The sequence below is a fragment of the Ruegeria sp. BHSA191 genome (genome assembly GCF_059613325.1).
Genome location: NZ_JBXWSH010000007.1, coordinates 13,669 through 35,947 on the forward strand (window position 1 = coordinate 13,669; position 22,279 = coordinate 35,947).

Annotated in this window: 24 protein-coding genes and 1 riboswitch; of the genes, 11 read left to right on the forward strand and 13 right to left on the reverse strand. The window is 63.4% G+C overall.

Translation table 11 applies throughout. The features are described 5' to 3' along the window. Positions 1 to 10 precede the first annotated feature (10 nt). From AC2FNS_RS09260 to AC2FNS_RS09295, 8 genes are all read right to left on the reverse strand, one after another. Positions 11 to 1,243 (reverse strand): mandelate racemase/muconate lactonizing enzyme family protein, encoded by a 1,233-nt coding sequence (locus AC2FNS_RS09260; protein WP_496711823.1) that lies wholly within the window; start codon positions 1,241 to 1,243, stop codon positions 11 to 13. A gap of 31 nt (positions 1,244 to 1,274) precedes the next feature. Then, positions 1,275 to 2,369 carry a Zn-dependent alcohol dehydrogenase gene (locus AC2FNS_RS09265; RefSeq protein WP_496711822.1) on the reverse strand — a complete coding sequence of 365 codons (1,095 nt, stop codon included), beginning with the start codon at positions 2,367 to 2,369 and terminating at the stop codon, positions 1,275 to 1,277. An 80-nt stretch (positions 2,370 to 2,449) separates the two neighbouring features. Beyond that, complete coding sequence (locus AC2FNS_RS09270) at positions 2,450 to 3,649, reverse strand: TCR/Tet family MFS transporter (protein ID WP_496711821.1); 1,200 nt, start codon at positions 3,647 to 3,649, stop codon at positions 2,450 to 2,452. A gap of 117 nt (positions 3,650 to 3,766) precedes the next feature. Beyond that, positions 3,767 to 4,480: an alpha/beta fold hydrolase gene (locus AC2FNS_RS09275; RefSeq protein WP_496743104.1), complete on the reverse strand. Its 714-nt coding sequence runs from the start codon at positions 4,478 to 4,480 to the stop codon at positions 3,767 to 3,769. A 13-nt stretch (positions 4,481 to 4,493) separates the two neighbouring features. Beyond that, entirely contained in the window at positions 4,494 to 5,282 is a 789-nt protein-coding gene (pcaD, locus tag AC2FNS_RS09280; protein ID WP_496682535.1) for a 3-oxoadipate enol-lactonase, read from the reverse strand. A gap of 73 nt (positions 5,283 to 5,355) precedes the next feature. Beyond that, on the reverse strand, positions 5,356 to 6,330 hold the full coding sequence (locus AC2FNS_RS09285; RefSeq protein WP_496711819.1) for a threonine ammonia-lyase: 975 nt from the start codon (positions 6,328 to 6,330) through the stop codon (positions 5,356 to 5,358). Beyond that, positions 6,327 to 7,154 (reverse strand): alpha/beta fold hydrolase, encoded by an 828-nt coding sequence (locus AC2FNS_RS09290; RefSeq protein ID WP_496711818.1) that lies wholly within the window; start codon positions 7,152 to 7,154, stop codon positions 6,327 to 6,329. Before AC2FNS_RS09290 ends, AC2FNS_RS09285 begins: the two co-directional genes overlap by 4 nt. Beyond that, the gene (locus tag AC2FNS_RS09295) at positions 7,154 to 7,840 is read right to left on the reverse strand and encodes a haloacid dehalogenase type II (protein ID WP_496711817.1); all 687 of its coding nucleotides are present in this window, start codon (positions 7,838 to 7,840) and stop codon (positions 7,154 to 7,156) included. Before AC2FNS_RS09295 ends, AC2FNS_RS09290 begins: the two co-directional genes overlap by 1 nt. 128 nt (positions 7,841 to 7,968) lie before the next feature. On the opposite strand from AC2FNS_RS09295, the gene AC2FNS_RS09300 reads away from it, so the two are divergent. After that, positions 7,969 to 8,397, forward strand: a complete 429-nt coding sequence (locus AC2FNS_RS09300) for an FKBP-type peptidyl-prolyl cis-trans isomerase (RefSeq protein WP_149775631.1) — start codon at positions 7,969 to 7,971, stop codon at positions 8,395 to 8,397. An 11-nt stretch (positions 8,398 to 8,408) separates the two neighbouring features. Here the strand turns inward: AC2FNS_RS09300 and AC2FNS_RS09305 are convergent, their stop codons facing one another. From AC2FNS_RS09305 to fabA, 4 genes are read right to left on the reverse strand one after another with little or no spacing between them, the layout of a single operon-like run. Then, complete coding sequence (locus AC2FNS_RS09305) at positions 8,409 to 8,603, reverse strand: hypothetical protein (protein ID WP_496682542.1); 195 nt, start codon at positions 8,601 to 8,603, stop codon at positions 8,409 to 8,411. A gap of 59 nt (positions 8,604 to 8,662) precedes the next feature. Next, positions 8,663 to 9,454, reverse strand: a complete 792-nt coding sequence (locus AC2FNS_RS09310) for an enoyl-ACP reductase FabI (RefSeq protein ID WP_496711816.1) — start codon at positions 9,452 to 9,454, stop codon at positions 8,663 to 8,665. Between the two features lie 5 nt (positions 9,455 to 9,459). After that, on the reverse strand, positions 9,460 to 10,689 hold the full coding sequence (gene fabB / locus AC2FNS_RS09315; protein ID WP_496686890.1) for a beta-ketoacyl-ACP synthase I: 1,230 nt from the start codon (positions 10,687 to 10,689) through the stop codon (positions 9,460 to 9,462). 48 nt (positions 10,690 to 10,737) lie between these two features. Further along, on the reverse strand, positions 10,738 to 11,247 hold the full coding sequence (gene fabA / locus AC2FNS_RS09320; protein WP_149775635.1) for a bifunctional 3-hydroxydecanoyl-ACP dehydratase/trans-2-decenoyl-ACP isomerase: 510 nt from the start codon (positions 11,245 to 11,247) through the stop codon (positions 10,738 to 10,740). Positions 11,248 to 11,434: 187 nt separating this feature from the next. Between fabA and irrA the strand changes: the two genes are divergently transcribed. After that, positions 11,435 to 11,854, forward strand: coding sequence for an iron response transcriptional regulator IrrA (gene irrA, locus AC2FNS_RS09325; protein WP_490360294.1), 420 nt, complete (start codon positions 11,435 to 11,437; stop codon positions 11,852 to 11,854). A 111-nt stretch (positions 11,855 to 11,965) separates the two neighbouring features. Next, positions 11,966 to 12,763, forward strand: a complete 798-nt coding sequence (locus AC2FNS_RS09330) for a phytanoyl-CoA dioxygenase family protein (protein WP_496711314.1) — start codon at positions 11,966 to 11,968, stop codon at positions 12,761 to 12,763. A 10-nt stretch (positions 12,764 to 12,773) separates the two neighbouring features. On the opposite strand, the gene AC2FNS_RS09335 is transcribed toward AC2FNS_RS09330, so the two are convergent. Then, positions 12,774 to 13,637: a hypothetical protein gene (locus AC2FNS_RS09335; protein ID WP_496711315.1), complete on the reverse strand. Its 864-nt coding sequence runs from the start codon at positions 13,635 to 13,637 to the stop codon at positions 12,774 to 12,776. A 122-nt stretch (positions 13,638 to 13,759) separates the two neighbouring features. Between AC2FNS_RS09335 and miaB the strand changes: the two genes are divergently transcribed. From miaB to trmB, 8 genes are all read left to right on the forward strand, one after another. Beyond that, the gene (gene miaB, locus AC2FNS_RS09340) at positions 13,760 to 15,079 is read left to right on the forward strand and encodes a tRNA (N6-isopentenyl adenosine(37)-C2)-methylthiotransferase MiaB (protein ID WP_496711316.1); all 1,320 of its coding nucleotides are present in this window, start codon (positions 13,760 to 13,762) and stop codon (positions 15,077 to 15,079) included. A 244-nt stretch (positions 15,080 to 15,323) separates the two neighbouring features. After that, the gene (locus AC2FNS_RS09345) at positions 15,324 to 16,019 is read left to right on the forward strand and encodes an outer membrane protein (protein WP_496711317.1); all 696 of its coding nucleotides are present in this window, start codon (positions 15,324 to 15,326) and stop codon (positions 16,017 to 16,019) included. Positions 16,020 to 16,158: 139 nt separating this feature from the next. After that, positions 16,159 to 17,181, forward strand: a complete 1,023-nt coding sequence (locus AC2FNS_RS09350) for a PhoH family protein (protein ID WP_496682556.1) — start codon at positions 16,159 to 16,161, stop codon at positions 17,179 to 17,181. Positions 17,182 to 17,216: 35 nt separating this feature from the next. Beyond that, positions 17,217 to 17,711 (forward strand): rRNA maturation RNase YbeY, encoded by a 495-nt coding sequence (gene ybeY, locus AC2FNS_RS09355; protein WP_496711318.1) that lies wholly within the window; start codon positions 17,217 to 17,219, stop codon positions 17,709 to 17,711. Between the two features lie 36 nt (positions 17,712 to 17,747). Next, complete coding sequence (locus tag AC2FNS_RS09360) at positions 17,748 to 18,632, forward strand: hemolysin family protein (protein ID WP_496682560.1); 885 nt, start codon at positions 17,748 to 17,750, stop codon at positions 18,630 to 18,632. Continuing rightward, complete coding sequence (gene lnt, locus AC2FNS_RS09365) at positions 18,629 to 20,134, forward strand: apolipoprotein N-acyltransferase (protein WP_496797681.1); 1,506 nt, start codon at positions 18,629 to 18,631, stop codon at positions 20,132 to 20,134. Before AC2FNS_RS09360 ends, lnt begins: the two co-directional genes overlap by 4 nt. A gap of 42 nt (positions 20,135 to 20,176) precedes the next feature. Further along, positions 20,177 to 20,226, forward strand: a riboswitch (SAM-SAH riboswitch). 5 nt (positions 20,227 to 20,231) lie between these two features. Next, positions 20,232 to 21,413, forward strand: a complete 1,182-nt coding sequence (gene metK / locus AC2FNS_RS09370) for a methionine adenosyltransferase (protein WP_496686899.1) — start codon at positions 20,232 to 20,234, stop codon at positions 21,411 to 21,413. Positions 21,414 to 21,540: 127 nt separating this feature from the next. After that, positions 21,541 to 22,251 (forward strand): tRNA (guanosine(46)-N7)-methyltransferase TrmB, encoded by a 711-nt coding sequence (trmB, locus tag AC2FNS_RS09375; protein WP_496682565.1) that lies wholly within the window; start codon positions 21,541 to 21,543, stop codon positions 22,249 to 22,251. The last annotated feature ends 28 nt before the right edge of the window (positions 22,252 to 22,279 follow it).

The following is a 22,279-nucleotide window of genomic DNA, read 5'->3' on the forward strand; positions in this document are numbered from 1 at the left end:
CCCGGTCTTGTCACCCCTCGGTGGCAGGGGCGCCGCCTTGGAAGGCATTGCCGTTGACATAATCGCAGGGGTCTTCCTGCATCTGCAGGTGCAGACCGTCGCCGGAATAGGGATGGGCGCGGGCCAGATCCTCATCGACCTCAATACCCAGACCAGGGGCCGAAGGCGGTTCGACAAAGCCGTTCTCGACCCGGATCGAGCCCTTGATCAGCCGGTCATGAAACGGCGTTTCGATGGTCTCCAACAGCAGCAGGTTCGGGATCGAGGCCGCGAGATGGATGTTTGCGGCCCATTCCACCGGCCCGGCATAGAGATGCGGCGCCATCTGCGCGTTGAAGACCTCGGCCATGGCGGCGACCTTCTTCATCTCCCAGATGCCACCAGCCCGCCCCAAAGCGGGTTGCAGGATCTCGGCCGCACCGGAGCGCAGGACCGCGCCGAATTCGGCCTTGGTGGTCATCCGCTCGCCTGTGGCCACGGGAATGCGGACATTGCGCGCGACGCGGGCCATGTCCTCGATCATGTCCGGAGGGGTGGGCTCTTCGAACCACAGCGGCGAGTAAGGTTCGATTGCCTGCCCAAGGCGGATGGCGCCCGCGGTGTTGAACTGGCCATGGGTGCCGAACAGCAGGTCGGCCTTGTCGCCCACGGCCTGGCGGATCGCCTTGCAGAAGGCCACCGACATCGAGATGTCGGACATGGCCGGCATATGCCCGCCGCGCATCGTGTACGGACCGGCCGGGTCGAACTTGACCGCGGTGAAGCCGCGCCGGACCATTTCGGCGGCGCTTTCCCCGGCCTGTTCGGGCGAGGTCCAGAAATCGGTCAGATTGTGCTGCGGCAGCGGGTACAGATAGGTGTAGGCGCGGATGCGATCGTTCATCCGGCCGCCGATCAGAGCGTATACCGGGCGGTCCCGGTCCTTTCCCAGAATGTCCCAACACGCGATTTCCAGCCCCGAGAATGCCCCCATCACAGTCAGGTCGGGGCGCTGCGTGAAGCCGCTGGAATAGGCGCGGCGGAACATCAGCTCGATATTCTCGGGGTTTTCGCCGGCCATGTGGCGGTCGAACACGTCACGGATGACGTGTTTCATCGCCTTGGGGCCGACCGAGGAGGCATAACATTCTCCCCAGCCCGTGATGCCGGTGTCGGTGGTGACCTTCACCAGAATCCAATAGCGCCCGCCCCAGCCCGGTGCGGGCGGAGCGGTCACGATGATGTCGAGATCCTGCAGTTTCATCCGGTCTCCTCCCGCCGGTGGTCCGGGGCCGTCAGCCCCGGTCGAATACGATGACGTTGCGCTTGGCCGACCCGGTCTTGGTGTCCTCGATGGCCTCGTTGATCTGTTCCAGCGTCCAGCGACCCGAGATCAGCTCGTCCAGCTTCAGCCGCCCCTGTTCATACAGATCGATCATCCACGGAATGTCGCGTTGGATCACCACGTCGCCCATCTTCGACCCGACCATGCCCTGACCCAGTGCTGCCAGAATGACCGGCTCATAGCTGGATTGCGCGCCGGAATGCGGCATGCCGATCATCACCGCCTTGCCACCACGACCCAAATAGCGGGGCGCCTGATCATAGGCGGGGATGGCCCCAACGGTGATCAGAACCGCATCGCCCCCCCGACCGCCCAGGGCCTTGTACGCCGCTTTCCACGGTTCTTTCAGCGTGGCCAGAACCCCGTGCGTGGCGCCGAACTCCTTGGCGATCTCGAGCTTTTCTTCGGTCATGTCGACGGCCACGATCCGCCGGGCTCCGGCCAGCCGCGCGCCCTGGATGGCGTTCAGGCCCACCCCGCCCGCGCCGATGACCACGACATCCTGACCCGGGCGCAACTGCGCGGCGTTGACCGCCGCCCCCAGGCCGGTGATCACCCCGCAGGACAGCAGGCTGGCCACGTCCTTGGGCATCGCGTCGGGGATCTTTACGATCTGGCGATGGCTGACCACAACTTTTTCGGCAAATGCGCCACAGGCCATCGCCTGTTCCAGCGGCCCACCGTCCGCCGTGCGCAGCGGCCCGTTCACCGTGTCATAGGGCGTTTCGCAGATCACCGGCTTGCCGCTGGCGCAGGACGGGCAAGACCCGCAAGCGCGGATCAGGGTCACCACGACCGAATCGCCAACCTTGAATCCGCCGCTGGCTTCTCCGACGGCCGAGACCACACCTGCGGCCTCGTGCCCGTAGACGGCGGGCAGAAACCCGCCCCACGCGCCGCTGGCATAGGTGATGTCGGAGTGGCAGATCGCCACCGCATCCAGCGTGACCTCGACCTCGCCCATGCCGGGCGGCGCGATCTGGATGTCTTCGATGACAAGCGGTTGGTTGAAGGCGCGGCATACGGCGGCTTTGATGGTCTGCATGGATCCCTCTTTTGGTTTGGGTCACGGTGGCGTTTGAAACCGTGGGCTGCAAGACGGAAAACGTCATTCCCATGTCGTTGTTACATATCGGAAGCCCGGACCCGTAAAAACAACGCGAAGCCCGCCAGCATCAGGCCCATCGCCAGCAGGAAAGGCGCCCCCGGCAGATAGATCGCGGCATCGGGCCGGGCGAACTGCGCAAACACTGCCGTCATGACCAGTGGGGAAAGGATCATGGACAAGGCGTGCAGGGCGGCCAGCACACCTTGCAACTCGCCCTGTTGCGAATCCGGCGTGGCGCGCGACATCTGCGCCTGCAGCGCCGGGGTGACCATCGCGCCCAAGGCGGTGATCGGGATCAGCATCAGGGCGATGGTGCCATTGGTCAGAAAGCCCAACAGCAGAAAGCTGACGATCTCGAACACCATGCCCAGCAGGATCGTTCTGCGCTCGCCCAGATGCCGGGTGGCCGGGCGGATCAGCCCGCCCTGAACGGCAGCCATGCCCAGCCCGTAAACGGCCAGAGACAGCCCGATCATCTGGGTCGACCAGCCGAACCGCTCGACCGTGAAATAAGACCAGATGGCCGGGTAGACATAGATCGACACCGAATACAGGAAATAGACCCACAGCAGCGGCCTGATACCGGGCAGGCCGGCAATCGCGCGCAGGGCGCTGTCGGGCCGGGCGCGCCGCCACTGGAACGGGCGGCGGTTTCTGTCGGTCACCGTTTCCGGCATGACCAGAAATCCAAGGCAGAAATTCAGCACCGACAGCCCCGCGGCGGCCCAGAAAGGTGCGCGTGTGCCATATTCGCCCAGCAGCCCGCCCATCAACGGCCCCAGCACGAATCCGACCCCGAATGCCGCGCCCAAAAGCCCGAAATTGGCTGCCTTGTCATGGGGTTTCGACACGTCGGCGATAAAAGCCGCGGCGGTGGAATGCGTGGCCGCCGTGATGCCGCCCAGAAGGCGCCCGGCCAGCAGCAGCCAAATGCTGCCCGCAATCGCCATCACGACATAGTCCAGCGCCATCATCAGCAGCGACACCAGCAGAACGACCCGGCGCCCATAGGCATCGGACAGATTTCCCAGAACCGGCCCGAACAGGAATTGCATGGCCGCGAAGGCGGTGCTGAGAATGCCGCCCCAGATAGCGGCCGAGGCCAGAGACCCGCCCTGCACCTCGACGATCAGCTGCGGCATGATCGGCATGATCAAACCGATGCCCATTGCATCGATCATCACGGTTCCGAACGCAAAAAGAAAAGGAAGCCGCATGCCTGTGCCAACTGTTATTTTTCGGGCCGAGCCTAGCGAGGCCATGCCGGTCTATGAACCCGCTCGGGGTGGTTTGCGGCGGCAAACGGCTTGTGACGTGCGGTCACTTCCCAACCGCTAGAGCCGGGCGGCCAATCCGCTCAGTTGCTGTGCAAGATGTCCGGGTTGCGAAAAGAAGGGCGAGTGCGAACTGTCGATGGATAGGCGCAGATCCGGTGGTGCGATCTGGCTCATGTCCTCTTGGTATTCCGGGGGAATGGTCCGATCGTCTGTGGCGCGGATATAGGCCTTGGGAACGCGGGCAAAACCGCCGCTCAGGTCCAAAGGCGTGTCCTGGGGGCGGATGGCCTGGGGGCACAACCGCGCAAGGGCATAGCGCACCGTTTCAGGCGCGCAGTCATGATAGAACAGGCCCTCCACCCGTTCCGGCAGGACGGTGTAGGATAGGCCGTCGGCCGATTTTTCAACCGCATCCGCAATGAGTTGTCGCGGAGACTGCCGGCGCATGTCGATCATCGAAAGGCCGGGCCGGGGCACGTAGGCACACAGGTATATCAGCGCCCGCATCCGGTCGGGCGCATGGTCGGCCGCGGCACTGATCGGATAGCCGCCCCAGGAATGCCCGACCAGGATGGTGTCGGGAGTGGACGCCGCAAGTATCGCGTCACGGCAATCGTCAAGGGTGACGGCCGACACCGGCGTCGGGTCCGCGCCGTGGCTGGGCAGGTCGATAGCGCGCGCGCTGTGCCCCAGCGATCTGAGTTTGGGGATCAGGTCGCGCCAGCACCAGGCGCCATGGCACGACCCGTGGATCAACAGAAAATTCGCCACCGGTTCCTCCTTCTCAGACGTGCCCGGTTTCGGCCAGAAAATCCGACAGCAGCGCCGCGTAGTCGCCGGGCCGTTCGACGCAGGGCAGGTGTCCGGCCTTGCGGATCAACTCGAACCGCGAGCCGGGGATCAGATCGACCGTTTCGCGCACAAGGTCCGGGGGTGTTGATCCATCCTCGGACCCGGCGATGCCCAGCGTCGGCAGGCGCAATCCGCTGGTCGGCGTGAAGAAATCGGTTCCCGATATCGCGGCGCTGCAGCCCAGGTACCCTTCCAACGGCTGCCGCACCATCATGTTGCGCCACAGGTGGACGTCCGGCGAGGACCGGAACGCCTTGGAAAACCATCGCTCCATCGTCGCGTCGGCCAGGGCTTCGATCCCGCCTTTGCGCGCAGCCGCGATCCGGTCGGCCCATATCGCCGGAGTGCCAATCTTGGCTGCCGTGTTCGACAGCACCATCGCCCTGATCTGGTCCAGTCGTTTCACGGCCAGACCCTGTGCAATCATACCACCGATGGACAGTCCGACAAAGACACAGTCGCGGACCTGAAGGTGATCCAGCAATCGCTCGGCATCGCGCACCAAAGCGCCCATCGAATAGGGGCCGGGCGGCTGCGAAGACAATCCATGCCCGCGCTTGTCATAGCGGATGATGCGCAGACCGTCGGGCAGCAACGGCAGGATCGGGTCCCACAGGCGCATATCGGTCCCCAGCGAGTTTGCAAAGACGACGGGTGCCCCGTCAGGGGTTCCGTCCTCGCGATAGTGCAGCTTGACCTCTCCGAAATCCGCGATGTGCATCTGGGCGACCTTTTTCTTCTATTGGGTTTCTGCAGCGTTTGCCGCACCTTATGGCATCTGTCCCGACCGCTTGTCAGGTCAGGAATTCCAATGCCCCGGCAAAGACCTGCGGATCGACATTCCCGCCCGAGGCCACGACGATCACCGCATCGCCCGCGATCTCGTCCTTTCGGAACAGCGCCGCCGCCAGCGAAACCGCACCGCCGGGTTCCAGCACGATCTTCAGGCGCAGAAAGGCCTGGGCCATCGCCTGCAGCGCCTCGGCCTCGGAGACCGCCAGACCGGGCTCGCACAGGCGGTTGAGGATGGGAAAGGTGATCTCTCCGGGTTGCGGCGTCAGGATCGCGTCGCAGATATTGCCGGAGGTGGCCGCATTCGCCTGGATGCTGCCTGCGGCCAGCGAGCGTTTCACATCGTCGAACCCCTCGGGCTCGCAGGGGCGGGCGCGCAGGCCGGGCGCGTGGCGGTCCAGCGCCAAGGCGACGCCGGCAGTCAGCCCCCCGCCGCCGCAGCATACCAGAACATCGGCAGTCTCGACACCCAGATCGCGGGCTTGCTGCGCCAGTTCCAGGCCGACGGTGCCTTGCCCGGCGATCACCTGCGGTTCGTCATAGGGGCGGATCAGGGTCAGGCCACGTTCGGCCGCCAGCGCCTCGCCGATATCCTCGCGGCTTTCGGAGGCGCGGTCATACAGCACGACCTCGGCCCCCAGAGCGCGGGTGTTCTCGATCTTCAGCCGGGGCGCGTCTGCGGGCATCACGATGATCGACCTGGTGCCATGCAGCGTTGCGGCATGGGCTACCCCTTGCGCATGATTGCCCGAGGAATAGGCAATAACCCCGCGTTTGCGGGCCGCGTCGTCCAGCACGGAAATGGCCGACCAGGCCCCGCGGAACTTGAAGCTGCCAGTGTGCTGCAGGCATTCTGGTTTCACCAGCACCCGGCGCCCCGCGATCTGGTCCAGAAAGGGCGAGGTCAACAGCGGCGTTTTGCGCACATGGCCAGCCAGACGGTCGGCGGCGGCTTCGATCAGGTCAATGGTGCTCATGCCAGTTCCAATGTCTTGCGGATGATGTCGAGGGATTGTGGCTCGTCCAAAAACGGGACATGGCCGCGATCGGGCACGTCGCCCGTGATCAGGCCGGGATGGCGCGCGCGCATGGCATCGACCGTTTCGCGGCTCAGAAGGTCCGAGTTGGCGCCGCGGATCACGCCTGTTGGCACGGCGCGCAAGGCATCGAACAGGGGCCACAGGTCCGGGGTTTCGCCGGCTTCGATCTGTTCCAGCAAGGCGGTGCGCAGGGCCGGGTCATAGCGCAGGGCCAAACCATCGGCCGTTTCCTCGTACTGGAACGCGGCCTGTTTGCGCCAGACCGCAAGCGGAACGCCGGGGAATTGCGGCTCCATCATCTGTTTCAAGATCGCAGCCGCCTGATCAAGCGTTTTCGACACCGGTTTGCGGCCCACATAGTCGATGATCCGGGCGATGCCCTGCGGCTCGATCACCGGGCCGACATCGTTGAGAATCACGGCGGCCAGACGGTCGGGATGGGTGGTTGCCAGCGTCATGGCGATCAGCCCGCCGCGCGAGGTACCCAGGATGCTGGCCCGGTCCAGGGCCAGATGGTCCATCAACGCGATTACGTCCTGCGCCTCGTGCGCGACGGTATAGTTGCGGTAGTCGGGGTCGTGGGCCGATTGCCCCCGGCCGCGATAATCCAGCGCGATCATGCGCAGATCGGCGACATGCGGTGCCAGGAACGAGAAATCGAGACTGTTGCGGGTCAGCCCGGCCAGGCACAGAAGCGGCTGCCCCTGGCCGGTGTCCGCGTAGTAAAGGTTCAGTCCATCGGTGGTCGTGAAACGCGGCATCACAGGCCCGCCAGTTCGGGGATGCGCGTCAGGTCGGACAGCACATGGGCGGGTGCCCAAGGCAGCCGGTCCATCGGCTCACCCGCTCGGTTCACCCAGGCCGTGACGAAGCCGTATCCGCTGGCGCCGGCCGCGTCCCAGCCGTTCGAGCTGACGAACAGCACTTCGGACCGGTCGCAACCGAACCGGGCGGGGACAAGATCATAGACCTTGGCATGGGGTTTGAACACGCCGACGCTTTCGACCGACAGCACATCGTCCAGCAACGCGCCGATGCCCGCCGACCTGACGGCGGCGTCAAGCATCGGTGGCGAGCCGTTCGACAGGATCGCGGTCTGCAGACCGCCGGATTTCAAGGCCTTCAGCATCGCGGGTACTTCGGGATAGGCCTGAAGCTCCCAATACAGATCCAGCAGACGCTGGCGCAGGTTTGGGTCGCCCTGAAGGCCGGTCGCGTCGAGCGCCCAGTCAAGCCCGTCCTGCGTAACGTCCCAGAAATCGGCATGTGCGTCGGCCACGGCGCGCAGCCATGTGTATTGCAACTGCTTCAGGCGCCAGTGATTGGCAAGCTCGGGCCATTTGGCCTGCAACGCTTCAAAGCCGGGCTCGGCTGCCGCCTGCCGCGCCGCGGCGGTCACGTCGAACAGGGTGCCATATGCGTCGAAAACGCAGGTCGTGATTGCCATGTGATCCTCCGCCGTGATTGCGCGCAGGTTTGCACAACTGCCCCAGTGGGAAAAGCGCAAAAGGGTTTACAACGGCGCGGCAGGCTCTAGGTTGGGCGGCTCTTTCTACTTCAAGGCCGGAGGCCACCATGACCGCAATCAAACAAGGCGACACCGTTCGCATTCACTACACCGGCACTTTGCAGGACGGCAAAGTCTTCGACAGCTCGGAAGGGCGCGAGCCGCTGGAATTCGCGGTCGGATCCGGCCAGATCATTCCAGGGCTGGATTCGGCCCTGCCGGGGATGGAAGTCGGCGACAAGAAACGGGTCGAAGTGGCGTGCGAAGACGCCTATGGCCCGGTGAATCCTGCGATGCGTCAGGACATCCCGCGCGAAGGCATTCCGGCCGACATTCCGCTGGACCCCGGCACCCAGTTGCAGATGCAGACCCCGGACGGGCAAGCGTTGCCGGTCACCGTGGTCGAGGCCACCGACACCACTGTTACGCTGGATGCCAACCATCCGCTGGCCGGGCAGGATCTGACCTTTGATATCGAGGTCGTTTCGGTCAACTGACCGGTCCGGGCCTATAGCCCGGGCACCAGATCCAACAACGACCCAACCGCGGACCGCAGCTGCGGTTGGGTATAGAACACCCACAAGATCAACAGTGTCGTGAGGGTCAGCAGCAGTTTGCGCGCACGCTCGCTGAGGAACCTTTCCTTTCGACGGGCCTGTTGCACGCGCGGGCTGCTGGCGATTATTCGGTCAAGTTTGCTCATGTGCCGAAACCTGCCGCCGAAAATTGGTCAAATCTTGGCGGCGACAGGGAAAGATCGAGTCACATGAAAACGGGCTGAGGCATGCCCAGAACGTGGAACCCGCCATCGACCCGGATGATTTCACCGCTCGTGCAGGCGCCGGCATCCGAAGCCAGATAAACGGCGGTGCCGCCCACCGCTTCGAGCGTGGCGTTCGAGCGCAGCGGCGCGTTCTGGTCGCAGAACTTGTAGGTCTTGCGCGCACCGCCGATTGCCGCACCGGCCAGCGTCTTCATCGGGCCCGGCGAAATCGCGTTGACCCGGATGCCGTCGGGCCCCAGGTCGTTGGCCAGATAGCGGGTCGCCGATTCCAGCGCCGCCTTGGCCACGCCCATCACGTTGTAGTTCGGAACCACGCGGTTCGACCCCTGATAGGTCAGGGTCAGCAGGGTGCCGCCATTGTCCTTCATCATCGGATAGGCGCGACGCGCGACTTCGATGAAGGAATAGGCCGACACATCCAGCGAGTGCTTGAAGTTGGCCCGCGTCGTGTTCAAGAACCGGCCGGTCAGTTCGGTCTTGTCCGAATATGCGATGGCATGGACCAGAAAGTCGATCGTCGGCCAGCGCGCGGACAATTCGCCAAAGGCCCGGTCCAGCGAGGCGTCGTCGGTCACGTCGGCATCGACCATGAAGTCGCTGCCCAAGCTTTGCGCCAGCGGCTCGAGCCGCTTGCCGAAGGCCTCGCCCTGATAGGTGAAGGCCAGCTCGGCCCCGGCCTCGTGCATGGCCTTGGCGATGCCCCAGGCGATCGAGCGGTCATTGGCTACGCCCATGATCAGACCGCGTTTTCCCTTCAGACAGTTTGACATCTCGATCACCCGTTATACTTGGACAGAACCATGGAGCCATTCGTGCCGCCAAAGCCGAAGCTGTTCGTCATGACACTATCCAAGCCTGCGTTTTCAACCACTTGCGTGGCAATTTCGCCGGGCTGAATGCCTTCGGCCAATGTGTCGACGTTGATCGACGGTGCAATGAAATCATGTTCGAGCATGAGCAGGCAGAAGATCGCCTCGAGCGCGCCCGCCGCGCCCTGCGCATGGCCGGTCATCGACTTGGTCGAAGAAATCGGCGGCACGCTGCCCTCGCCGAAAATGCGGCGCACAGCCTCGACTTCGCCCACGTCTCCGACCGGGGTCGAGGTACCGTGCGCGTTGATATAAGAGACCTTCCGGCCCTCGGGCAGGGTCTGCAGCGCCAGGCGCATGGCCCGCTCGCCACCTTCGCCCGACGGGGCGACCATGTCATGGCCGTCGGACGTCGCGGCAAAGCCGGTCACCTCGGCATAAATCTTGGCGCCCCGCGCCAGCGCGTGGTCCAGATCTTCCAGCACGACGATGCCCCCGCCGCCGGAAATGACAAAGCCGTCACGATCCTGATCGAACGCGCGCGAGGCTTTCTCGGGCGCGTCGTTGTACTTGGACGACATCGCGCCCATCGCGTCGAACAGGCACGATAGGGTCCAGTCCAGTTCCTCGCCGCCGCCGGCGAACATCACGTCCTGCTTGCCCATCATGATTTGCTCGGCCGCATTGCCGATGCAGTGCAGCGAGGTCGAGCAGGCCGAGGTGATCGAATAGTTGATGCCCTTGATCTTGAAGGCGGTGGCCAGGTTGGCCGAAATGGTCGAGCACATGCACTTCGGAACGGCAAACGGGCCGATCCGCTTGGTCGCGCCGGTTTTCAGAACGGTCTGATGCGCCGTCAGCATGGCGCTGGTCGACGGCCCGCCCGAACCCGCCACCAGGCCGGTGCGCGGGTTCACGACCTGATCTTCGGTCAGGCCGGCATCGGCGATCGCCTGGCTCATCGCGATATGCGCATAGGCGGCGCCGGGGCCCATGAACCGCAGTGCGCGTTTGTCCACGTGCTCGGCCACGTCGATCTTGAGTGAACCGGCCACCTGGCTGCGAAAGCCGTGTTCGACCATCTGTTCGTTGGCCTCGATGCCGGATTTACCTGCCTTGAGCGAGGCCAGAACCTCTTCGGCATTGTTCCCAATGGAGGAAACGACCCCCAATCCGGTTACGACGACGCGACGCATAAGCGTACTCCTGTATTCCGTTCTGTGCTTGTTGCCGATCAGCTGAGGTCAGCTTTCTGACAATGCAACCTTCATGTCCTTGACCTGATAGATGACTTCGCCATCCGCCTCGACCCGGCCATCTGCCACTCCCATGGTCAGACGGCGGGTTTGCACGGCCTTGGTGAAATCGACGTAATAGGTCAGCATCTTGCGGTCGGGGCGCACCATGCCGGTCAGCTTGACTTCGCCCACACCCAGCGCATAGCCACGACCCTGCCAGCCCCGCCAGCCCAGGTTGAACCCGGTCAGCTGCCACAGGCCATCCAGGCCCAGGCAGCCGGGCATGATCGGATTGCCGGGGAAGTGGCATTCAAAGAACCACAGGTCCGGGGTGATGTCGAACTCGGCAACCACATGGCCCTTGCCGTGCGCGCCCCCGTCGGCCGAGATCTCGGTGATCCGGTCCATCATCAGCATCGGCGGCGCGGGCAGCTGGGCGTTGCCGGGGCCGAACAATTCGCCGCGGGCGCATTTCAGCAGATCGTCCTTGTCAAAGCTGCTAGGGAATTGGGCCATTCTGCCGCGTCTCCTGCCTGGGGTCTGTTGGTTCAATCTGGCCTCGTCTAGCACCCGTTTGCAAGGTCCTGCAAGAGCAGCCGAACACATCGGGCGGATGGGGCCGATCGGATTGCGAATGAATTTCAATTGAAATTGCCGGCGGACGGCACTTATATATTGGATCAGACAATCGGATTGCGAATTCATGACGGATCAAAGCCGGGACATTGCGACGAACTGGTTGGTGCACGCCGGGCTGCGCCCGACGCGTCAACGGGTTGCCTTGGCCGAACTGCTTGTCGGAGACGGGCGGCACCGCCATGTCACCGCCGAAAGCCTGTTCGAGTCGGCCAAAAAGAGAGGTGATGCCGTTTCGCTGGCCACCGTCTACAACACGCTGCGCGCCTTTTGCGATGCGGGTGTACTGCAAGAGATCACGGTGGACGGGTCCAGAAGCTATTTCGACACCAACACCCATGACCACCCCCATTTCTTCTGGGAAGACGAGGGCCGGCTGAGTGATGCGCCCTCGGATCAGCTGGTGATCCAGCGTCTGCCCCAGGCGCCCGACGGGGTCGAGATCGCATCCGTCGATGTGGTCATCCGCCTGCGCAAGAAGGCCTGACAGGCGCGGCCTTTTCCCCCTTGGTGTCTGCGGCATTTCACGTCGGAACTTCCGGTTGAACTGAGTCGTCGATCGTGCACAGATCGCCGGGCACGTCAGTCGGAGTTCATCATGCCACACCCCCTTGTCACTCCACAGATGATCGATGCCTTTCAGAAGGACGGCGTGGTTCTTGTCAAAGGCCTGTTCGCTGATCACGTTCAATCCCTGCGTGACGGGGTGGCCCTGAACATGGAACAGCCCAGCCCCTATGCCTCGGAAAACAGGAAAAAGGGCGAGACGGGCCGGTTCTTCGACGATTACTGCAACTGGTCGCGCATTCAGCAATTTCAGGAGGTCATCCAGTCTTCGCCTCTGGCCGAGGTCGCCGCCGACCTGATGCAGTCCGAAACCGTGCAGATGTTCCACGACCATGTGCTGGTAAAAGAGCCGGGCACCTCGATGGCCACGCCGTGGCATCAGGATGGGCCCTACTATTTCGTCGAGGGGCGGCAGACGATCAGTTTCTGGTCGCCGCTGGATCCGGTGCGCGAGGCCACGCTGCGGTGCGTCGCCGGCTCGCATCTGTGGGAAAAAGAGGTTCTGCCGACGCGCTGGGTCTCGGAGGAGGGGTTCTTTCCCAACGAAGGCCAGTACATCCCGGTGCCCGACCCCGAGGCCGAAGGGATGCGGATCGTCGAATTCGAGATGGAGCCGGGCGACGCGGTCGCCTTTCATTTCCGCACCCTGCACGGCGCCCGGGGCAACCGCTCGGACCGGCGTAGGCGGGCGTTTTCGGTGCGTCTGGTGGGTGACGACGCGCGCTATGTCGAGCGTCCGGGGCGGACCTCGCCGCCTTTTCCGGGCCATGACATGCGGCCGGGTCAGCGTCTGCGCGAGGACTGGTTTCCGATACTGCTGAGGCGCTGAAGGCGCGGCTTCAGAACCACTGGCCCGGCTCGATCAGGCCCAGTTCGAGCAGTTGGTTGGAATTCCACTGGAACGGAACCGAGTTGGGCCAGCGAAAGCTGGTGATCGGGCCGCCCGGCCCGGCCGTGCTGCACAGCGCCTTGGCCGCGCGGAACGAACAGATGGCCGCGGTCAGGTTGTGGTGCCAGGGGCAGGCATATGTGTTGTACTCGGGCTCGTTGAAGCTGTGGTCTGGCAGAAGCGTCAACCCTTTGCGGGTCTTGAACAGGCCGATGCGGTCGATGCGTCGCCGTTCGTAGGGGATGCGGTCCTCGAACCGCCAGCGCAGCCCGCCCGACATGTCCAGTTGACGTTCCAGCGGGGTGCCATCCCGGTCGTGCCGGCTGTGGGCGTAGTATCCGGTGCTGTCCAGCATGGCGTGATCGGGGGCGACCCCGTTTGGATGTGCGGTCAGGTCGTCGGCATAGATGTCGATGACATGGCACAGCATCGCATCGCTGCGTTCTTCGGCGTGAAAGGTCAGCATTTCGCCGATCGATCGCGTCTCGCAGAAGGGAAAGACCAGGTATTCCGAGTTGTAGCAGTAATACATCCAGATCGACGGCGTCGCGCGGATGATGCGGTTGATGGCGTCAAAGACCGCCTCGCGCGGGGTGCAGCGCATGGACACCCGGTGGACGCGCTGGGTAAGGTCGGGCGCCATCGCGAAATCCGGCGGCATGAAAGCGATCACCGATTTGAATCCGAGGTCGAGGTGATGGCGCAGCGTGCCGTCGATTTCCACGTCGTCCTCGGCAAAGATCAGGGCCACCGGCCCCTTGGACAGGGCCGCCCGCCCGGATCTGAGGAAATCATCGAGAGAATCGTGCTGCATCGCCTGTTTGCTGCCTGCCTCGCTGGAATTCTCGGTCAAATTCGGGTAATTGCGCCGGCATTGCAAGCGGCGTTCGATGCGTATAGACGACGCCGGTCCAGCGAACGTAGAAGGCCCAGCCCATGTCCGAACCGAAAAAGCTGTATATCAAGACCTATGGCTGTCAGATGAACGTCTATGACAGCGAACGCATGTCCGAGGCGCTGGGCGGGCAGGGCTATGTGGAAACGCAGTCGCCCGAAGATGCGGACATGATCCTGCTGAACACCTGCCACATCCGCGAAAAGGCGGCCGAGAAGGTGTATTCCGAACTGGGCCGCTTCAAGGGGTTGAAGGCCGAAAAACCCGATCTGAAGATCGGCGTGGCGGGCTGTGTGGCGCAGGCCGAGGGCGAAGAGATCATGCGCCGGCAGCCGCTGGTCGATCTGGTTGTCGGACCGCAGAGCTATCACCGCCTGCCCGAACTGGAAGCCAAGGCGCGTGCGGGCGAAAAGGCGCTGGATACCGATTTCCCCGAAGAGGACAAGTTCGAGAAGCTCAAGAACCGTCCAAAGGCCAAGCGCGGCCCGACGGCCTTCCTGACCGTGCAGGAAGGCTGTGACAAGTTCTGCGCCTTCTGCGTTGTGCCCTATACCCGAGGGGCCGAGGTCAGCCGTCCGGCCGACCGCATCCTGCGTGAGGCGCAGGACCTGGTAGAGCGCGGCGTGCGCGAGATCACGCTGCTGGGCCAGAACGTCAACGCTTATCACGGGGCCGGTCCCGATGGCGACATGACCCTGGCCGGGCTGATCTGGGAGTTGAACAAGATCGACGGGCTGGAACGCATCCGGTTCACCACTTCGCACCCCAACGACATGACCGACGATCTGATCGAGGCGCACGGCACCTGCGAAAAGCTGATGCCCTATCTGCACCTGCCGGTGCAGTCGGGGTCGGACAAGATCCTCAAGCGGATGAACCGCAGCCACACCGCCGAAAGCTATCTGCGTCTGATCGAGCGGATTCGGGAAGCGCGCCCCGATATCCTGATGTCGGGCGATTTCATTGTGGGCTTCCCGGAAGAAACCGAAGAGGATTTTCAGGCCACGTTGGATCTGGTCGAGCAGGTTCGCTATGGCTATGCGTATTCGTTCAAATATTCGACCCGGCCGGGCACGCCCGCAGCCGAGCGCCCGCAGGTCGATCCGCAGGAGGCGGATGAGCGCCTGCAGCGTCTGCAGGCCCTGATCACGCGGCATCAGCGCGAGGTTCAGGACGCCATGGTCGGTCGCACCGTGAACGTCCTGTTCGAGAAACCCGGCCGGCTGCCGGGGCAGATGGTTGGGAAATCCGAGTACCTGCACGCGGTGCATGTCAGCGGAGCTGAGCTGTCCGCCGGCGATCTCCGGCCAGTCCGGATCACGGCGTCGGGGGCGAACTCGCTTGCGGGGGAGCTGCTCTGATTCGCTTTGGATGGTTGTCGCGCCCCACGAATTGACGCGCAGTCTCCAAATTTACCCTTGATTTAGTGTTTGCTCCTATGGTCCGAGGGGCCCAGTCGAGTTTTGGGCTGGCATGGCCCGGTTTGGGATCAGGCGCTCTCGGATGGTGTCCGTCACGGGGCGAAGGAGGTGACGAGTGAAACGAGTATGGGGTGCGCACGCGCGACAGGTGCGGATGACTCTTGCAGGCGCGGCAGTGGCGGCAATGGCTGGAACATCGACAGCGGCGAGTGACTTGGGTGGAAATGTTCGCGATCCTCAGGTGGTCGGGCCTCAGCGGTACGCGGATGATGTCAGCGCCTTCTATGTCGGGATCAGCGGGGCCTATGGGTCTGGTGGTTCCGATCGGTTCGGTCTGACCACGCCCATCCGCACCTTCCCCATCGGAGAACTGGATCTGAAAGGGTACTATGGCGGGGTCCGCGGCGGTTGGCGCGGTGTCGTTCCCGCCACGGGGGGCCGAGATTATGTCTACGGATTCGAATTGGGGTACGACTGGTCCGGTCTGGACGATGACGTGGTGACCGATATTGCGGGCACGGTGGTTCGCGGCGGCTCTGAAATCAACAACGTGATGTCTGTTCGTTTCAAGAACGGCCTGACCAATCCCAGTGGTACGGTGCTTTACTTCCTGACGCTTGGGCTGGTCTATGGCGATATCACCACCACCAATAGCATAACCATCGGTGGGACCACGCAATCATTCGACAACGACGACAGCCGCAACGGTTTCACGGCCAGCATCGGAGCCGAACACCAGTTGGGCAACAACTGGTCCATCACCGGTGAGTTCGAGTATGTTCAATTCCAGTCGGAAGTCATCGATTTCGGTTCGGGTTTCTCGACGAAATCCACACCCAGCTACAAAGGGCTGAGGTTTGGTTTGAACTATCGGTTCTGAAACCGCGTTGGGCATTGTGCCCGCGCACTCGGTATTGGCGGATTTGTTCACACCCAAGCAAATTCCTGAAACTGTGGCTTGCGCCCACCGATCCTTGTTGTCTACGCTTGGGATGACAACGCCAAGACAGGAGAACGGATTGGCCATCGGTGCCCTGACCCCACCGCAAAACGAAATGCCCCACGGCGAGGCGTTTCTGGAATTTCCCGACAACCGGCTGTTGATTGACCTTTGCGGTGAATATGACCGCAACCTGGCCGACATCGAAAGCAAGCTGACTGTTCAGATCGTCCGCCGCGGCAATCAGTTGGTTGTGATGGGCGACGAGGAGGCGCAGAAACAGGCGATTGAGGTTCTGCAGGCCCTGTACGCCCGGTTGGAAGGTGGCCGCGATGTCGCAGCCGCCGATGTGGATCGCGAATTGCGGATGGGCAACTCCGAGGCCGGCACCGGCTCACGTGATGGCGATCAGCTCGAGATGTTCAAGGGCGGACCGGTCGAAATCAAGACCCGCAAGAAGCTGGTCGAACCCCGGACCGACGCGCAGAAGGCCTATGTTCAGTCCCTGTTCCAAAACGAGCTCGCCTTTGGCATCGGGCCGGCCGGGACGGGCAAGACCTATCTGGCCGTGGCGGTCGGTGTTTCGATGTTCATCGGCGGGCATGTGGACCGGATCATCCTCAGCCGCCCGGCCGTCGAGGCGGGCGAAAAGCTGGGCTATCTGCCAGGCGACATGAAGGACAAGGTCGATCCCTACATGCAGCCGCTTTATGATGCGCTGAACGACTTTCTGCCGGGCAAGCAACTGGCCAAGTTGATCGAAGAAAAGCGGATCGAAATCGCGCCGCTGGCCTTCATGCGCGGGCGGACCCTTTCGAATGCCTTCGTCGTCCTGGACGAGGCGCAGAATGCCACGACCATGCAGATGAAGATGTTCCTGACCCGCTTGGGTGAAGGCAGCCGGATGGTCATCACGGGGGATCGGTCGCAGGTCGATCTGCCGCGGGGCGTCGCTTCGGGGCTTGCCGATGCGGAACGGTTGCTGAAGACGATCCCGAACATCGGTTTCAACTACTTCACCTCGAAAGATGTCGTACGCCACCCGCTTGTCGCCGCGATCATCGAGGCGTATGAGGCCGATTCAGGCCGGGAGGCCGGCTGAAATCCGACAGCCCGTCGGCCGTGGAGCAGTGCGACATGAACCTGGAGATCTCCATCGAGGATACCCGCTGGCAGCGGTTGGAGGCGCTGTCCGGCAAGGCGGTTTCGGCAACGCTTGCGCATCTGGGGCTGGACCCCGACTTGTGCGAGGTCAGCATACTGGGCTGCGACGATGCCCGAATCGCCGAGCTGAACGCCGAATTCCGAGGCAAGCCCGCACCCACAAACGTGCTGAGCTGGCCGGCCGAGGATCTGGCCCCCGAAGATCCCGGTGCCACGCCGCCCTTACCGGAACCGGATTTCACCGGCGAGATCGCGTTGGGCGACATCGCGATCTCGTTCGATACCTGCCGGCGCGAGGCGGAGGAGGTCGGAAAACCGATGGACGACCATGTCACGCATCTGATCGTTCACGGAATGTTGCATTTGTTGGGCTATGACCACGTTCGTGACCAGGACGCCACTGTGATGGAGCGGTGCGAAATCGAAATACTTGGCAAAATGGGTATCGGTAACCCATATAATGCGTGACATGGGGCCTTGTGCCCGATCAACTGGAACAGGAAAATGGGCGACATAGACGGCAGTTCTGGGGCAGCGCAAAGCGCGCATTCACGGAACGGCGACGAAACCAAAGAGAAAAGCGGGCTTTTCTCGCGCTTGCTGGAAGCGTTCTCTCCAAACAGCGAAGACACGGGCGGCGCGGTCAACGGGCATGCGGCCGAAACAGTGCAGCCTCGTGGCATGATCAACCTGCGGCGGATGCGGGTGGAGGACGTGGCCATACCGTCGGCAGATATCGTCTCGGTTCCAGTAACGATCGGCAAGGATGAGCTGGCGCAGGTCTTCCGCGAGAGCGGCCTGTCGCGCATTCCGGTCTATGAGGGCACGTTGGACACGCCGCTTGGCTTCGTCCACCTGAAGGATTTTGCGCTGACCCACGGGTTCAATGGCAGTACCAAGCCGTTCGACCTGCGCTCGATGCTTCGGCCGCTTCTGTTCGTGCCACCGTCCATGCCGATTGGCGTTTTGCTGGCCAAGATGCAGACCGAGCGGCGCCACATGGCGCTGGTGATCGACGAATATGGCGGTGTTGACGGTCTGGTGACCATCGAAGACCTGATCGAACAGGTGGTCGGCGAGATCGAAGACGAGCATGACGCCGACGAAGACCAGATGTGGGTCCAGGAGCGGCCCGGCTGCTACATCGTACAGGCCAAGGCGCCGCTTCAGGATTTCGAGGCCGAGATCGGCAGGTCTCTGACCAATCACGAGGACGTGGACGAGGAAGAAATCGAAACTCTGGGCGGTCTGGTCTTCATGCTTTCAGGGCGCGTGCCGGCGCGAGGCGAGGTGGTCCAACATCCCGACGGGCCGGAATTCGAGGTGATCGATGCCGACCCGCGCCGGATCAAGCGTTTGCGCGTGATGGTGCCGGATATGGCTGCATGAACCCAGCGAAGCGGTGGTCGCGCGCTGTGCGGTACCTGGCGGCCGCCGGGCTGGGTGTGGTTGCGGCATTTGGTCTGGCGCCATTTGGGTATTGGTGGGCCACTGCTGTATCGTTGGTTCTGTTGACGCCGCTGTTCTTGGCCAGCGAGACCCGCACGGGCGCGGCCGCAGTCGGCTGGTTTTTTGCGACCGGCTATTTCTCGCATGCGCTCTCGTGGATCATCGAGCCGTTTCTGGTTGAGCCCGAACGCCATGGCTGGATGGCGCCGTTTGCGCTCGTGTTCATGGCGGGCGGGCTGGCCCTGTTCTGGGCGCTGGCGTTCGGGCTGGCGCATTGGGTGCGGGGAACGGCGATGCGCCGGGCCATGTTGCTGGCGCTGGCCGTGTCCCTGGCCGAGTTTGCGCGCGGATATGCTCTGACGGGGTTCCCTTGGGCGGGTCTGGCGCAGATCTGGGTGGATACGTATGTCGCGCAGGTATTGGCCCTGGTCGGCCCCTATGGTCTGGGTGCGCTGACCCTGTTTTTGTTTCTGCCGCTGGGCGCTGCTTTGGTTGGCGATCGTCCGGCGCGGCATGCGGTGGGGTCTTTGGTCGCGATTGCGGTCTGTGCCGGGCTGGGTACGGCCTATGCCGCCATGCGGCCACCGGTTGCGCAGACCGGAAAGATCGTGCGCCTGAACCAGCCAAATGCCCCCCAGCACCAGAAATGGGACCCAGCCTTCACGCCCGTGTTCTTTGCGCGCCAGATCGAGTTCACGGCCGCCGAACCCAGGCCCCACCTGATCGTCTGGCCCGAAACCTCGGTGCCGGCGTGGCTGGACAGCGCGCAGCCCTATCTCGACGCCATTGCCGATGCCGCGCAGGGCACCCCGATGGTTCTGGGAATTCAGCGGGCCGAGGGGCTGCGCATCTACAACTCGGTGGTGTATCTGGATGAATCCGGAAAGCGGGCAGGCCTGTATGACAAACATCATCTAGTGCCGTTTGGCGAATACATCCCCTTGGGCGATCTGCTGGAGCGGTTCGGGCTGAGCGGCCTGGCCGCCACGACCGGAAGCGGATTCAGCGCCGGTCCCGGTCCGCGCCTGTTGCGGGCCGGAGATCTGGGGAGCGTTCTGCCGCTGATCTGCTACGAGGCCATTTTCCCGCAGATTGCCGCCGCCGGACCTGAACGGCCCAGCCTGCTGTTGCAGGTCACCAACGATGCCTGGTTCGGGACTCGGTCGGGCCCGTACCAGCACTTGGCCCAGGCCAGAATGCGTGCGATCGAACAGGGGCTGCCGCTGGCCCGGTCTGCCAATACCGGCGTTTCGGCGATGATCGACCCGCTGGGCAACGTGACCGCTGCGCTGCCGCTGGGCCAGGCGGGGCATGTCGATGCCGGCCTGCCGCTGCCATTGCCGCCGACCCCTTATTCGCGGTTCGGGGATTTTCCGGTGTTTGTGCTTCTGGTGGGCCTGTTCGTGCTGCTTGGGCGCAACGTTCGGCCTGTTGGCGAATAAATACCGATTGACCGTCTGTTTCTGGGGGCGTATCCCGTCGGATGCCCGTCACAACGGCTTCCTGGCGTGACGGGGGAAATCTTAATGGAGCGCTTTCATGTCCCGACAGAACTACACCTTTACTTCGGAATCCGTTTCCGAAGGGCATCCCGATAAGGTCTGTGACCGTATTTCCGATGCAGTCCTCGATGCCTTTCTGAGCGAAGAACCCGAAGCGCGCGTAGCGTGTGAGACCTTTGCCACAACCGATCGTGTGGTGATCGGGGGTGAGGTCGGGCTGTCGGATCAGGAGCGGCTCCATGACTACATGGGCCGGATCGAAGAGATCGCGCGCGCCTGTATCAAGGATATCGGGTACGAGCAGGACAAGTTCCACCACGAAACGGTCGAGGTGACGAACCTGCTTCACGAGCAATCCGCGCATATCGCACAGGGGGTGAATGCGTCGGGCGACAAAGACGAAGGCGCAGGCGATCAGGGCATCATGTTCGGTTACGCCACAACGGAAACCCCGGCCCTGATGCCGGCGCCGATCCAGTATGCGCATGCAATCCTGCGCCGCCTGGCCGAGGTTCGCAAAAGCGGCGCCGAGCCTGCGCTGGGACCCGATGCCAAGTCGCAGTTGTCGGTGATCTACCGCAACGGCAAGCCGGTGGGCGTCAGCTCGATCGTGCTGTCCACGCAGCATCTGGACGAAGCGTTGACGTCGGACGACATCCGCCAGATCGTCGAACCCTATGTGCGAGAGATCCTGCCCGAAGGCTGGCTGACCGACCAGACCGACTGGCATGTGAACCCCACCGGCAAGTTCGTCATCGGCGGCCCCGACGGCGATGCCGGCCTTACCGGGCGCAAGATCATCGTCGATACCTATGGCGGTGCGGCCCCGCATGGGGGTGGGGCGTTTTCGGGCAAGGACCCGACCAAGGTCGACCGGTCGGCGGCCTATGCCGCGCGGTATCTGGCCAAGAACGTCGTGGCCGCCGGCATGGCCGAGCGTTGCACGATCCAGCTGAGCTATGCGATCGGCGTGTCCAAGCCGCTTTCGATCTACGCCGACACCCACGGCACCGGACAGGTTGACGACGCCTCGATTGAACGGGCCGTCGGGCAGGTAATGGACCTGACCCCGCGCGGCATCCGCGAGCATCTGCAACTGAACAGGCCGATCTATCAGCGCACCGCGGCCTATGGGCATTTCGGGCGTGAACCGGATGCCGACGGCGGCTTCAGCTGGGAGCGGACCGATCTGGTCGAGGCCTTGAAAAAGGCTGTCTGAGCCGGCATCGGGAAACAAAACACGGCATGGCGCGTCCGATGTGGCGCGCCGTTTCCGTTTCGAAGGGCGCCCCTCCGGCGCGGCCCGACCCTTGCAACGCAAACGCCGCCGCAGTAAGGGCACCGGCATGAGCACCCAGTCACCCGAACGCCCCCGCAGAAACTTCTACGGCCGCTTCAAGGGCAAGACCCTGAAGCCCAGCCAAAAGACCTATCTGTCCGAGGACCTGGCCGCCCTGTCGCCGGGCGCGGTGGATTGGGACAGCAACCCCGACCGCACCCCTATCGACCTAGACGCGCTGTTCGGCGGCAAGCCGGTATGGCTTGAGGTCGGGTTCGGCGGTGGTGAGCATCTGGTGCACCAGGCGCAGCAGAACCCCGATATCGGCATCATCGGCGCCGAGCCGTTCATCAACGGCGTGGCCATGCTGCTGGGCAAGATCCGCCGGGCCGAAGTGACCAACCTAGCGGTGCATCCCGGCGATGTGCGCGACCTGTTCGACGTGCTGCCCGATGCCAGCATTTCGCGCGCGTTCCTGCTCTATCCCGATCCGTGGCCCAAAAAGCGGCACCACCGCCGCCGCTTCGTGACGCCCGAGCATCTGGAGCCGCTGGCACGTGTGCTGAAACCCGGCGCGATTTTCCGCGTGGCGACCGATATCCCGGACTACGTCCGCCAGACACTCGAGGAAGTGCCCCGCGCCGGTTTCGAATGGCTGGCCGAGGGGCCCGAGGATTGGCGCAAGCCGTGGGACGACTGGATTTCTACCCGCTACGAGCAGAAAGCCCTGCGTGAAGGCCGCACGCCGCACTACCTGACGTTCCGCCGCAACGGGTGATTGCGGCTGGACGCTGCGGCGCCAATTC